Genomic DNA, 12,381 nt, shown 5'->3' with positions numbered 1-12,381 from the left:
AATGACTGACTATAAAGCCACGCTAAATCTTCCGGACACCGCCTTCCCTATGAAGGCCGGCCTGCCCCAGCGCGAGCCGCAAACTCTGCAGCGCTGGGACAGCATTGGCCTGTACCAGAAGCTGCGCGAGATTGGCAAGGATCGTCCCAAGTTCGTCCTGCACGACGGTCCTCCGTACGCCAACGGCAATATTCACATCGGTCATGCGGTCAACAAGATTCTCAAGGACATGATCCTGCGTTCCAAGACCCTGGCGGGCTTCGATGCCCCGTATGTGCCGGGTTGGGACTGCCACGGTCTGCCGATCGAGCACAAGGTTGAAGTGACCCACGGCAAGAACCTCTCCGCAGATCGTACGCGTGAGCTGTGCCGCGCCTATGCGTCCGAGCAGATCGAAGGCCAGAAGTCCGAGTTCATCCGCCTGGGCGTGCTGGGTGACTGGAGCAATCCGTACCTGACCATGAACTTCGCCAACGAAGCCGGGGAAATCCGCGCGCTGGCCGAGATGGTCAAGGGCGGTTTCGTCTTCAAGGGCCTCAAGCCGGTCAACTGGTGTTTCGATTGCGGCTCGGCACTGGCTGAAGCCGAAGTCGAGTATCAGGACAAGAAGTCCTCGACTATCGACGTCGCGTTCCCGGTCGCCGACGAAGCGAAACTGGCAGCCGCGTTCGGCGTGCCTTCGCTGGGTAAACCTGCCTCCATCGTGATCTGGACCACCACTCCGTGGACCATCCCCGCCAACCAGGCGCTGAACGTCCACCCTGAATTCGAATACGCGCTGGTCGATGTCGGCGACAAACTGCTGGTACTGGCCGCCGAACTGGTCGAAAGCTGTCTGGCCCGTTACAAACTGGAAGGCACCGTCGTCGCGACCACCACCGGTCAGGCGCTGGAACTGATCAACTTCCGCCATCCGTTCTACGACCGCCTGTCGCCCGTCTATCTGGCTGACTACGTCGAGCTGGGGGCCGGCACCGGTATCGTTCACTGCTCGCCTGCCTATGGCGTAGACGACTTCAATATCTGCAAGCAGTACGGCCTGAGCAACGACGACATCATCAGCCCGGTGCAGAGCAACGGCGTGTATGTCGAATCGCTGGAGTTCTTCGGTGGCCAGTTCATCTTCAAGGCCAACCAGAACATCATCGACAAGCTGGTCGAAGTCGGCAGCCTGATGGACACCGAAACCATCAGCCATAGCTACATGCACTGCTGGCGCCACAAATCGCCGCTGATCTACCGCGCCACCGCGCAGTGGTTCGTGGGCATGGACAAGCAGCCTGAGAGCGGCGAGACCCTGCGCAAGCGTGCGGTCAAGGCCATCGAAGACACTGAGTTCGTTCCGGCCTGGGGCCAGGCGCGCCTGCACTCGATGATCGCCAACCGTCCTGACTGGTGCATCTCGCGTCAGCGCAACTGGGGCGTGCCGATTCCGTTCTTCCTGCACAAGGAAAGCGGCGACCTGCACCCACGCACCGTCGAGCTGATGGAAGAAGTGGCTCTGCGCGTCGAGAAAGAGGGTATCGAAGCCTGGTTCAAGCTGGACGCCAGCGAACTGCTGGGTGACGAGGCTGCCAAGTACGACAAGATCTCCGACACCCTGGACGTCTGGTTCGACTCGGGCACCACGCACTGGCACGTATTGCGCGGTTCGCATCCGATGGGCCATGAAAGCGGTCCACGTGCCGATCTGTATCTGGAAGGCTCCGACCAGCACCGTGGATGGTTCCACTCGTCGCTGCTGACCGGTTGCATGCTGGACGACCACGCACCATATCGCGAGCTGCTGACCCACGGGTTTGTGGTCGACGAGAACGGCCGCAAGATGTCCAAGTCGTTGAACAACGTGGTAGCACCGCAGAAGGTCAACGACTCGCTGGGCGCGGACATCATGCGCCTGTGGGTATCGGCGACTGACTATTCGGGCGAAATGGCGGTTTCCGACCAGATCCTGCAGCGCAGCGCCGATGCTTACCGTCGTATCCGCAACACTGCGCGCTTTCTGCTCTCCAACCTGTCGGGCTTCAACCCGGCAACCGATATCCTGCCGGCTGAAGAAATGCTCGCGCTGGACCGTTGGGCTGTAGACCGCACGCTGCTGCTGCAACGCGAGCTGCAAGAGCATTACGGCGAATACCGCTTCTGGAACGTGTACTCGAAGATCCACAACTTCTGCGTGCAGGAGCTGGGTGGTTTCTATCTGGACATCATCAAGGATCGCCAGTACACCACGGCTGCCGACAGCACCGCGCGTCGTTCCTGCCAGACCGCACTGTTCCACATCTCCGAAGCGCTGGTGCGCTGGATCGCGCCGATCCTGGCGTTCACTGCCGACGAGCTGTGGCAGTTCCTGCCGGGCGAGCGCAACGAATCGGTGATGCTCAACACCTGGTACGAAGGCCTGACCGAAATGCCTGCCGACTTCGACATGGACCGCGCCTACTGGGAGCGGATCATGGCGGTGAAGACCTCGGTCAACAAGGAAATGGAAAACCTGCGCGCGGCCAAGGCGATTGGCGGCAACCTGCAGGCCGAAGTGACCTTGTACGCTGAAGATTCGCTGGTCGCCGACCTGTCGAAGCTGAGCAACGAACTGCGCTTCGTACTGATCACCTCGACGGCCAGCGTGGCTCCTTTGGTGTCGGCTCCGGCTGATGCGGTGGTTACCGAGGTCGCGGGCCTGAAACTCAAAGTGCTCAAGTCCAGCCACGCCAAGTGTGCCCGTTGCTGGCACCACCGCGAGGATGTGGGTGTAAACCCTGAGCATCCGGAAATCTGCGGCCGTTGCGTAGACAACATCAGCGGTGCAGGCGAGGTGCGTCACTATGCCTGACACCTCGTTTGGCCGTCTGGCCTGGCTGTGGTTGAGCGTGCTGGTTCTGGTCATTGACCAGGCCAGCAAGTATTACTTCGAGAACGCTTTGAGCCTGTACCAACAGATCATTGTGATTCCGGACTTCTTCAGCTGGACCCTGGCCTATAACACCGGTGCTGCCTTCAGTTTTCTGGCAGACGGTGCCGGCTGGCAGCGCTGGTTGTTTGCCCTGATCGCTATTGTGGTAAGTGCCGTGCTGGTCGTCTGGCTCAAACGTCTGGGGCGTGACGACACATGGCTGGCCGTTGCGTTGGCGCTGGTACTTGGCGGCGCACTGGGCAACCTCTACGATCGTATCGTGCTGGGCCATGTGATCGACTTCATTCTGGTCCACTGGCAGAACCGCTGGTACTTCCCGGCGTTCAACGTCGCCGATAGCGCGATCACTGTCGGCGCAATCATGCTGGCGCTGGATATGTTCAAGAGCAAGAAAACCGGAGAAACCGTCAATGACTGAACAGTCGTCGACTCAAGGCTCGTCTGGCGAGCTGCGCATCGGTCAGAATACGCAGGTCACCTTGCACTTCGCCCTGCGTCTGGAAAACGGCGATACCGTCGACAGCACTTTCGAAAAGGCCCCGGCCACGTTCAAGGTTGGTGACGGCAACCTGTTGCCCGGTTTCGAAATGGCGATTTTCGGCTTCAAGGCGGGCGATCGAAAGACCGTGGAAATTCCGCCGGAAAACGCCTTTGGTCAGCCCAACCCACAAAACGTGCAGATCATGCCACGCTCGCAGTTTGTCGGAATGGAACTGTCCGAAGGGTTGCTGGTGATCTTCAATGACGCCGCCAATACCGAGTTGCCCGGCGTGGTGAAAGCTTTCGATGATGATCAGGTCACCATCGACTTCAATCACCCGCTGGCAGGCAAGACTCTGAGCTTTGAAGTGGAAATCTTCGAAGTGAAGGCGATTCTGGCTTCCTGACCTTCGCCATCAAGCCCTGTCCAGACCGGGCTGCCCCGTACCAACCATGAGGCACAGCATGCAAATCAAACTCGCCAACCCCCGCGGCTTTTGTGCCGGAGTGGACCGCGCGATCGAAATCGTCAATCGCGCTCTGGAAGTGTTTGGTCCGCCAATTTATGTGCGCCATGAAGTCGTTCACAACAAATTTGTCGTCGAAGACCTGCGCTCTCGCGGTGCGATCTTCGTCGAAGAGCTGGACCAGGTGCCGGATGATGTCATTGTCATCTTCAGCGCCCACGGTGTTTCCCAGGCTGTGCGTACCGAGGCAACTGGTCGTGGCCTGAAAGTGTTCGATGCCACCTGTCCGCTGGTGACCAAGGTGCATATCGAGGTCGCCCGTTACAGTCGTGATGGCCGCGAGTGCATACTGATCGGCCACGCCGGTCACCCGGAAGTCGAAGGCACCATGGGCCAATACGACGCCAGCAATGGCGGCGCGATCTATCTGGTCGAAGACGAAGAGGACGTTGCCAGCCTGCAGGTGCGCAACCCTGATTCCCTGGCGTTCGTGACCCAGACCACCTTGTCGATGGATGACACCAGCCGGGTGATCGACGCGTTGCGCAAGCGCTTCCCGGCCATTGGCGGGCCGCGCAAGGACGACATCTGCTACGCCACGCAAAACCGTCAGGATGCGGTCAAGCAACTGGCCGACGAGTGTGACGTGGTGTTGGTGGTGGGCAGCCCGAACAGCTCCAACTCCAACCGCCTGCGCGAGCTGGCCGAGCGCATGGCGACTCCGGCTTACCTCATCGACGGTGCCGAGGACATGCAACAAGGCTGGTTCGAAGGCGTCGAGCGTATCGGCATCACCGCTGGCGCGTCCGCTCCGGAAGTTCTGGTGCGCGGTGTGATCCAGCAATTGCATGCCTGGGGCGCCACCGGTGCGGATGAACTCGCCGGTCGCGAGGAGAACATCACGTTCTCCATGCCCAAGGAATTGCGCGTCAAGTCGCTGCTCTGAGGCTGCCTACCCGCACAACGCAACATCACGCTTCGTGTCCTCTATCCTGACCCGTCCAGTTGGCGCAACTATCACGCGATAGTTGCTGACCGGCTGGTCGTTGAGGCACACATGCAACGTGCCGTTGGTTCTGTTGCGCAAGTTGCCCAGGCCGTTGAAACTCAGTCGTTCCGTCACTTTCTGGTTGCCGACCACGCGGGTCATTCCGCCATTGGCGCGCTCTACAAGCAGCGTATCGTTTTCGTCGGGGCCTTTGCCGTCCAGGTCGAGTATGATCCGCCAGCCGTTGCTCCAGTCATCTTCAATGGCATGAATCGTCACAATTTGATTGCGCGTTATAGCGGCGACTCTTGCCGAACGGATACCGCTGGCCAGTTCCTGAGCGGTGGCGAGCCCGCGACTGGATTCGATCAGTTGCTTGAAAGAAGGTGTTGCGACGTTGGCCAGAATGCCGATCAGTGCAACGACGATCAATAATTCGATCAGTGTGAACCCTGCATGCCTCATATGCTTTCCTCCCTGGAAACCGCGTTCTCAGAACCTTGCGGGCGTTCGTCGTCACAAAACAACCGTACGTCCCGCTATGGATTTTCCTGCGGCATTGCTGCCTTATAGTCGTAACGTCTAGGAGACACTCAATGCGTCATATAGCCAAGGGATTCAGCCTCATCGAATTGTTAGTCACTGTGTCCCTGGTGGGCATCCTGGCGGCTATCGCTATCCCGAATTTCACCAGCGCTATCCAGAGCAACAAGGCCGATACCGAGCTCAGCGATTTGCAGCGGGCGCTCAACTATGCGCGACTCGAGGCGATAAACCGGGGAGTGGCAGTGCGTATTGCGCCGACCAGCGGGACGGCGTGGACTGGCGAATTGCAGGTTTATCTGGTTTCCGATACTCAGACGACGCCTACGGCGCTGCGAAAAGTGGCGGCCATGAGCAGCGGCGCCACACTTGTGGCCGATAACAATGCCACGGCAATTGATTTCAACAACCTGGGAGCGCTCATTGCCCCGGCTGCGGCGGTGACCATGACCTACACCCGAGGCACTATTAGCAAGACCATAAAGGTCTGTCTGACCGGTCGGATCACCTTGGGCGGAGGCTGCTGATGGCCTGTGAAGCCCGACATCGCCAGACTGGCATGACCCTCATCGAAGTGCTGGTTTCGGTACTGATCCTGGCGATTGGCCTGCTGGGGGCCGCCGCCATCCAGCTGAACGCCCTCAAGTACACCGACAGTTCGACCCTCAGAAGCCAGGCCAGCTTCATTGCCTACGACATGATGGATCGTATTCGCGCTAATGTTGATGGCAATGCCAGTGCCAACGGCTCGACCAACGTACTGGCGACCTATGCCTTGGCGAATCTGGCAGCGGCGCCAGTAGCCAATTTGAACAAAGCCCGGGATCAGGATCTGTATGACTTCAGTAACAACATAACCACGTTCGCAGGCCCGAGCGGCACGGGCAGCATAGACGTCAGCAATGCCCCCGCTGTCACTATCACCATTGGCTGGAGTGACGCGCGTGCCACGGGGGCTAGCGATAACGCCATTAGCAACACAGCGGCAACGGCAGCCGGGCAAGTGTTTGTTTTGACCTCGCGTGTAGGGGTCAACCCATGAGGAGGTTTTCCAAAGGCTTCGGGCTGATCGAAATCATGGTAGCGCTGGTGCTGGGGCTGGTGGTCAGTCTGGGCATCATCCAGATATTCTCGGCCTCAAGAGCCACTTATCAGAGCCAGAACGCCGCCGCACGCATGCAGGAAGATGCGCGCTTCATACTGAGCAAGCTGATTCAGGAAATCAGGATGTCCGGGATGTACGGCTGCCTGGATTATAAAAACGTCACGCCTGTTTCTCCGGCGATCGCGTGGCCTAGTGCACTCACCACTCCGATTCTATGGGATAACGCGAGCAAAACGCTGACGCTGGTGACTGCGGACGTGGGGACGGCTGGCAGTACTCCGACCTGGACAATCGTTTCCGACTGCCAGACAACGACTCAGCTTTATTCCGGCGCAAGAACACCTGGTACCGGGCAAACGGCGTTTCCAATTCGCCAGTGGATTTACGCCTTCAGTGGCACCGACCTGACGATCAGGCCCGGGAACTCGACTACGCCGCAGCCGCTGTTGCAAAACGTCGCTGACTTTTCCGTTTCCTTTGGCATGGCGGGTAACCCGATGTCCTACACCTCGGTTATTACCGCCGCCAATGCCCCTGACATACGCAGCGTGCGTATCAGTCTGACAATGCAGGACGGCCAGAACGGCATCGTCAAGAGTCAGCAGTACAACGTTGTTGCTTACCTGCGTAATCGCTTTTGAACGGGCCCGGCATGAACAGAACCCTGCGTTTCAAGTTGCAAAACACGTTCCCTGCCAAGCAGCGCGGTATGGTGCTGCTCGTCAGTCTGGTGTTTCTGCTGCTGCTGACACTGCTGGGTATTTCTTCCATGCAGAACGCAACGTTGCAGGAGAAAATGTCGGGCAGCGTGACGTTGCGCAATCAGACCTTTCAAAGGTCCGAAGCTGCGTTAAGGCTGGGTGAGTCTTCGATCAAGGTGGCCGGGTACACGCTGGCCAAGTGTACAAACTGCGCCCCACCCGCTGAGTCTGCCACCCTGACCGCTGCGGGAGTGGGGGCGTCCGGAGTGAGCTGGCTTGCTGCAGCAGGTGGTGGTTTTTACGGTGTACAGAATCTGGGGACCACGGCGACACCTATCAGACGTCCTCCCACCTGCACCGGTACGGTAACGTTGTACCGTGTGACATCAGTCGCTATTCAAGGCACGTCGCGCACTGTGCTGGAGAGTATTTATGCCAATTGCTGAGAAACTCCGTCACAGCCTGAAGTATCTCGGCGGTGCGCTTTTGGCTTTTTATGCCCTTACGCCTGTGTATGCGTTCACGCCAGCCCAAGTACCGTTGCTCAGTGCGTCGGCCGTGCCGCCCAACCTCATGCTGCTGGTGGATAACTCCGGGAGTATGTACAACATCATCTGGGCAACGGGGTTTGATCCGACGGTGACCAATCGTCCGTCGATTATCTATGCGCAGCCAGGGTCATGCGGTTTTTTTAACTGCCGAGGCGTCTCCATTCAGGGCGACGACACGCTCTCGCTGGACTCTGCCGGGCCCTACACGTGCAACAACGCTTACACTTACGTTGCGCGTGACAACGTGGGTTACTGCCTGAAGTTGCCCGATCCGGCCGGCAACGAGAGCACCACTCGCTACACTGCAGATTACCTCTCTTATCTGATTGACCTGACGCGGGCCGCCAACACCAATACCAAAGATTTCACCGTCAACAACATCATTCCCAACGATTACCGCATCAATGTCGCGCGTAACGTTTCATTGAACCTTGTTGCCAACAATAAAACCCTGAGAATCGGTCTGGCCGGGTTCAATCCGCCCTCGGGCTCGGACCCAGGTGCCGGCGGGAAAGTTTCCAGGGAAGTCCTGGACCTTTCGCCCGTTCCAGCCACGACTTACAACAATGGAGGTGTCAGCCAGGACCAGGCAACCAAGAACCTCGATGCCCTCAACACAGCGATCAAGGCTCTCAGGGGTGATTCCAATACGCCGCTGGCTGAAACCTATTATGAAATAACCCGCTATTTTCGAGGCATGAAGCCTTATTACGGCTACAGCGGTGCGCCGAGCACCTACACCAGTCCGATACAGTATCGCTGTCAGAAAAACTTCGGCGTCGTCATAACTGACGGTCTGCCGACCTACGACCGTACATTTCCAACCGACGACCCTGAGGATGTCCTCAATACTTCCCGTTCATTGCCCAATTGGGATTTGAACGCAGCGAACGATGGGGCCAACCTCAATGGCGACGGCGAAGGGGATACGCTGTATCTGGACGACATCGCCAAGTTTGCCTATGACATCGACATGCGAAGGGGCACCAGTACGCCTGCCACCGATCTGACCAAGAGAAGTTGGGATAACGATGGCTTCGCTCAACAGAACATGACCACCTACACCATTGGTTTCACCGCCGCCAACCAGATGCTGATAGATGCTGCCGACAATAATCATGGGCACGGCAAGTATTTCCAGACCAATGACAGTGCCGGCTTGAACAACGCCTTGAACCTCACATTGAGCGATATCTATGCCAAGGCCGGTTCGGGCGGTGGTGGCGTGGCAAACTCGTCCACTCTTCAGGCGGGCAGCCGCTTCTATCAGACGCTTTATGATCCAACGGACTGGCATGGCACGATCAAGGCGTACAATCTGGACGCTACGACAGGAGCGCTGAGCGCCCCCATCTGGACCACCGACACCACGATCACCAGCAGCACCCAGGCGCCTGTTTTCGAGTCATGGAGCACAGCTGCGACGCCGACGAAAATCACTCTGGATTTTCTGAATTTCACGCAGGCTCAGCGTGATGCTTTCACAGCAACATTGCCGACCGGAGTGACCGGCGCGGAAGTTATTGCATGGGCCAAGGGCACGGCCAATGCCAAGCTTCGTACCCGTACCATGCTTTTGGGCGATATCGTCAATTCATCACTGGGCGCCGGGCTGCCGACAGAGAAAACGGCTTCTGACCTGCTCGGAGACACCACGTACACCACTTACCTGTCTGGCAAGTCCAGCAACATGAGTTCCAGCCTGCTTGCCAACGCCAACGATGGCTTCTTCAATGTGATCGATGCCAGCTCCGGTGCGCGTAAATACGCGTATATGCCGTCTACGTCTCTGAGTTCATTGGCGACCATTTCATCCTCTTCCTACGGTTCCGGCGTTCACCGTTTTACGGTGGATGGTCAGATTGCAGTCTTCGATACGCAGGCATCCGCAGGGAGTGTATGGCGCACGGTGGCGTATTCCGGGCTGGGCGCTGGCGGCAAGGCTTTTTTTGCGATCAAGCTTTTCGAAGGTTCGGCAGACAGCATCGGGGCATTGTGGGAGGTCAAGGCTCCCGACACTTCAGACACCAACAACAAGTTCAACAACCTTGGATACACCTACTCCAAGCCGGATGTAGCGCGTATGGCTGATGGCACAGGGATCGTTGTCGTTGGCAATGGTTACGGCAGTTTTACCGGGAGGGCGTCTCTGTATGTACTCAATGCCAACACCGGACAGTTCATTGCCGAAATCCCTACTCCGGTCATGGGCAGTGAAACGGATAACGGGCTGTCTTCGGTGAAACTTCGGGTCAATTCGCAGAATGTCGTTCAAGCAGCCTATGCGGGTGATCTCAAGGGCCGCCTATGGAAGTTCGACATGAGCGGGGCCGCAGCGTCCAGCTGGAAAGTCGCCTTCAATGGCTCACCACTGTTCACTGCACCTCAAGGGGCCAGTCAGTCGATTACCGTTCAGCCGTTGTTGCTGGACCATCCACTCAACGGCAAAATCGTGTATTTCGGCACCGGGAAATTCAGCGAAACTGCGGACAAGCAGACCAGCTCGTTGCAGGATTTCTATGCCATCTGGGATGGCGACAACGGTTCAGGCAGCATCGTTGAGGCCAATCTGCAGCCCCAGGCCATTAACGGGACGGTAGTCGGGAGTGGCAATACGTATTACACCACGACTTCCAATGATGTGGATTGGGGCACCAAGAAAGGCTGGTACCTGCCTTTGGCAACCACGGCTCCTTACGTCGGCGAACGGATTATCTATCCGGCGCAAACCTCTCGCGGTCGGATCATCTTCACCACGGCAGCCGTCAACTCTACCGACCCCTGCGAAAGCACCGGGACCGGGCGCTTGTTCGAGCTAAACGCTGCAACCGGCAGCATGCTTAATTACCAAGTACTGGACACCAACAATGACGGCGATATCAACTCTTCGGATTTGATCGTTGGCGGTCTCGGTATCGGGACCGGCATCCCGGTAGTTGCTTCTATCGTTGCCGGTACAAACGGTACCAACGACAACAAATACGTGATTGACTCCAGCGGCGGCACGCCCACCAAGATCCTTGAAAAAGGCGGTAGCGCCAACGTCTTCCAACGCATCATGTGGCGACAAATCCAATAGGGAAACGAATCATGCGAGCGACATCCAGGGGCTTTACGTTGATCGAACTCATGATCGTCGTGGCGATAGTCGGTATTCTTGCCGCTGTCGCGTATCCCGCTTACACCGAGTACGTGAAGCGTACTCAGCGGTCTGCAATCGCCAGCCTGCTGTCAGAGCAGACTCAGGCGCTGGAACGCTTCTATTCGCAAAAGGGAACTTATGCTGATTACAAGGGTGTGGTTGCCAGCAATGCGTACTACACGATTAATTCGGTCCTCAACGCCACCGACTTCACGCTGACAGCAGCCCCAACCCCGGGCACGCTGATGGCCGGTGACAAATGCGGCAGTTTCGTGATCACCAACACCGGTGCGCGCAGCAACACTGGCGCTACCTCGGGCGTGACCACCAAAGACTGCTGGGGCCGCTAAAACCGTTTTCCTTGTCCCGAGACCAAGATGTCCAAGCAAAAAACAGTCATTGTCGGCGGTGGCGTCATAGGTCTGCTGACCGCCTTCAATCTCGCCTCCGAGCAGGTCAGCGTCGTGCTGCTGGATCGTTCGGGTGTTGGCCAGGAGTCTTCCTGGGCGGGCGGCGGAATTGTCTCGCCGCTTTATCCGTGGCGCTACAGCCCGGCAGTCACCGCGCTGGCGCACTGGTCGCAGGACTTCTACCCGCATCTCGCCGAGCGGTTGCTCGCACAGACCGGTATCGATCCCGAGGTTCACAAGACAGGCCTTTACTGGCTCGATCTTGACGACGAACAGGCCGCGCTTGAATGGGCCGTGCGCGAGAAACGCTCGTTGACCAGTGTCGATATTTCGGCGGTGCATGATGCCGTACCGGTTCTGGGGGAGGGCTATTCGCGGGCCATCTACATGGCCGATGTGGCCAACGTGCGCAACCCCCGGTTGGTCAAGTCGCTCAAGGCTGCCTTGCTGGCGATGCCCAATGTCGAGATTCGCGAGCAGTGTGAAGTCAGCGGTTTTGTGCGCGAGGGCAGCAGGGTTTCAGGCGTGAGCACACCTTCAGGCGATGTAACCGGGGATAGGGTGATCCTGGCAGCAGGCGCGTGGAGCGGTGAACTGCTCAAGACCCTTGGTCTGGACCTGCCGGTCGAGCCGGTAAAGGGCCAGATGATTCTCTACAAGTGCGCATCGGACTTTCTGTCGAGCATGGTGCTGGCGAAAGGGCGCTACGCGATCCCGCGTCGTGACGGGCATATCCTGATCGGCAGCACCCTGGAGCATGAAGGGTTCGACAAGACCACCACGCATGCCGCGCTGGAAAGCCTCAAGGCGTCGGCCATCGAATTGCTTCCGGAGCTGGCCAACGCTGAGCCTGTCGCCCAATGGGCAGGCCTGCGTCCCGGCTCGCCCGAGGGCATTCCGTTCATCGGGCCGCTGGCCGGGTTTGATGGCCTGTGGCTCAACTGCGGTCATTACCGCAACGGCCTGGTGCTGGCCCCGGCTTCCTGCCAGTTGATCACTGACCTGCTGCTGAACCGCGAGCCCATTATTGATCCTTCGCCTTATACACCTTCAGGGCGTTTGCATTTTCCGACTGCCTGA

The 12,381-nt window shown here is 58.2% G+C and carries 12 protein-coding genes; 11 read left to right on the top strand and 1 reads right to left on the bottom strand.

The genetic code is table 11. From position 1 onward, the window contains the following. The first annotated feature begins 1 nt into the window (after position 1). The 4 genes from ileS to ispH are packed head-to-tail and all read left to right on the top strand — an operon-like array spanning position 2 to position 4,807. The gene (gene ileS / locus RGM3321_RS08270) at positions 2 to 2,833 is read left to right on the top strand and encodes an isoleucine--tRNA ligase (RefSeq protein ID WP_244392518.1); all 2,832 of its coding nucleotides are present in this window, start codon (positions 2 to 4) and stop codon (positions 2,831 to 2,833) included. After that, entirely contained in the window at positions 2,826 to 3,332 is a 507-nt protein-coding gene (gene lspA, locus RGM3321_RS08265) for a signal peptidase II (protein ID WP_004667306.1), read from the top strand. The genes ileS and lspA overlap by 8 nt, the downstream gene beginning before the upstream one ends. Further along, positions 3,325 to 3,801 carry a peptidylprolyl isomerase gene (locus tag RGM3321_RS08260; RefSeq protein ID WP_002551981.1) on the top strand — a complete coding sequence of 159 codons (477 nt, stop codon included), beginning with the start codon at positions 3,325 to 3,327 and terminating at the stop codon, positions 3,799 to 3,801. The genes lspA and RGM3321_RS08260 overlap by 8 nt, the downstream gene beginning before the upstream one ends. 58 nt (positions 3,802 to 3,859) lie before the next feature. Then, entirely contained in the window at positions 3,860 to 4,807 is a 948-nt protein-coding gene (ispH, locus tag RGM3321_RS08255) for a 4-hydroxy-3-methylbut-2-enyl diphosphate reductase (protein ID WP_244392516.1), read from the top strand. Between the two features lie 6 nt (positions 4,808 to 4,813). Here the strand turns inward: ispH and RGM3321_RS08250 are convergent, their stop codons facing one another. Beyond that, complete coding sequence (locus RGM3321_RS08250) at positions 4,814 to 5,314, bottom strand: GspH/FimT family pseudopilin (protein WP_244392514.1); 501 nt, start codon at positions 5,312 to 5,314, stop codon at positions 4,814 to 4,816. Positions 5,315 to 5,445: 131 nt separating this feature from the next. On the opposite strand from RGM3321_RS08250, the gene RGM3321_RS08245 reads away from it, so the two are divergent. Genes RGM3321_RS08245 through thiO form a run of 7 tightly spaced genes read left to right on the top strand, consistent with a single transcriptional unit; the run spans position 5,446 to position 12,381 of the window. After that, complete coding sequence (locus tag RGM3321_RS08245) at positions 5,446 to 5,919, top strand: GspH/FimT family pseudopilin (protein WP_244392512.1); 474 nt, start codon at positions 5,446 to 5,448, stop codon at positions 5,917 to 5,919. After that, positions 5,919 to 6,434: a type IV pilus modification protein PilV gene (pilV, locus tag RGM3321_RS08240; RefSeq protein WP_244392511.1), complete on the top strand. Its 516-nt coding sequence runs from the start codon at positions 5,919 to 5,921 to the stop codon at positions 6,432 to 6,434. The genes RGM3321_RS08245 and pilV overlap by 1 nt, the downstream gene beginning before the upstream one ends. Further along, entirely contained in the window at positions 6,431 to 7,138 is a 708-nt protein-coding gene (locus RGM3321_RS08235) for a prepilin-type N-terminal cleavage/methylation domain-containing protein (protein WP_244392510.1), read from the top strand. Before pilV ends, RGM3321_RS08235 begins: the two co-directional genes overlap by 4 nt. A gap of 11 nt (positions 7,139 to 7,149) precedes the next feature. Next, on the top strand, positions 7,150 to 7,644 hold the full coding sequence (locus RGM3321_RS08230; RefSeq protein ID WP_244392509.1) for a PilX N-terminal domain-containing pilus assembly protein: 495 nt from the start codon (positions 7,150 to 7,152) through the stop codon (positions 7,642 to 7,644). Beyond that, complete coding sequence (locus RGM3321_RS08225; RefSeq protein WP_244392508.1) at positions 7,631 to 10,828, top strand: PilC/PilY family type IV pilus protein; 3,198 nt, start codon at positions 7,631 to 7,633, stop codon at positions 10,826 to 10,828. Before RGM3321_RS08230 ends, RGM3321_RS08225 begins: the two co-directional genes overlap by 14 nt. Positions 10,829 to 10,839: 11 nt before the next feature. Next, positions 10,840 to 11,241 carry a type IV pilin protein gene (locus RGM3321_RS08220; protein ID WP_244392507.1) on the top strand — a complete coding sequence of 134 codons (402 nt, stop codon included), beginning with the start codon at positions 10,840 to 10,842 and terminating at the stop codon, positions 11,239 to 11,241. A gap of 27 nt (positions 11,242 to 11,268) precedes the next feature. Beyond that, positions 11,269 to 12,381 (top strand): glycine oxidase ThiO, encoded by a 1,113-nt coding sequence (gene thiO, locus RGM3321_RS08215; protein ID WP_244392506.1) that lies wholly within the window; start codon positions 11,269 to 11,271, stop codon positions 12,379 to 12,381.

It is taken from the genome of Pseudomonas sp. RGM 3321, from assembly GCF_022836805.1.
In the GTDB taxonomy this organism is placed as follows: Bacteria; Pseudomonadota; Gammaproteobacteria; order Pseudomonadales; family Pseudomonadaceae; genus Aquipseudomonas.
The sequence above is the reverse complement of the archived record's forward strand: the minus strand, read 5'-3'. Positions and strand labels throughout refer to the sequence as shown.

What these genes read in the sequence shown, in the direction of transcription:
- RGM3321_RS08260 (WP_002551981.1), top strand. Translation starts at nt 3,325, where the DNA reads ATGACTGAACAGTCGTCGACTCAAGGCTCGTCTGGCGAGCTGCGCATC.
- RGM3321_RS08230 (WP_244392509.1), top strand. Translation starts at nt 7,150, where the DNA reads ATGAACAGAACCCTGCGTTTCAAGTTGCAAAACACGTTCCCTGCCAAG.
- pilV (WP_244392511.1), top strand. Translation starts at nt 5,919, where the DNA reads ATGGCCTGTGAAGCCCGACATCGCCAGACTGGCATGACCCTCATCGAA.
- RGM3321_RS08225 (WP_244392508.1), top strand. Translation starts at nt 7,631, where the DNA reads ATGCCAATTGCTGAGAAACTCCGTCACAGCCTGAAGTATCTCGGCGGT.
- ispH (WP_244392516.1), top strand. Translation starts at nt 3,860, where the DNA reads ATGCAAATCAAACTCGCCAACCCCCGCGGCTTTTGTGCCGGAGTGGAC.
- thiO (WP_244392506.1), top strand. Translation starts at nt 11,269, where the DNA reads ATGTCCAAGCAAAAAACAGTCATTGTCGGCGGTGGCGTCATAGGTCTG.
- RGM3321_RS08245 (WP_244392512.1), top strand. Translation starts at nt 5,446, where the DNA reads ATGCGTCATATAGCCAAGGGATTCAGCCTCATCGAATTGTTAGTCACT.
- RGM3321_RS08220 (WP_244392507.1), top strand. Translation starts at nt 10,840, where the DNA reads ATGCGAGCGACATCCAGGGGCTTTACGTTGATCGAACTCATGATCGTC.
- RGM3321_RS08235 (WP_244392510.1), top strand. Translation starts at nt 6,431, where the DNA reads ATGAGGAGGTTTTCCAAAGGCTTCGGGCTGATCGAAATCATGGTAGCG.
- RGM3321_RS08250 (WP_244392514.1), bottom strand. Translation starts at nt 5,314, where the DNA reads ATGAGGCATGCAGGGTTCACACTGATCGAATTATTGATCGTCGTTGCA.
- lspA (WP_004667306.1), top strand. Translation starts at nt 2,826, where the DNA reads ATGCCTGACACCTCGTTTGGCCGTCTGGCCTGGCTGTGGTTGAGCGTG.
- ileS (WP_244392518.1), top strand. Translation starts at nt 2, where the DNA reads ATGACTGACTATAAAGCCACGCTAAATCTTCCGGACACCGCCTTCCCT.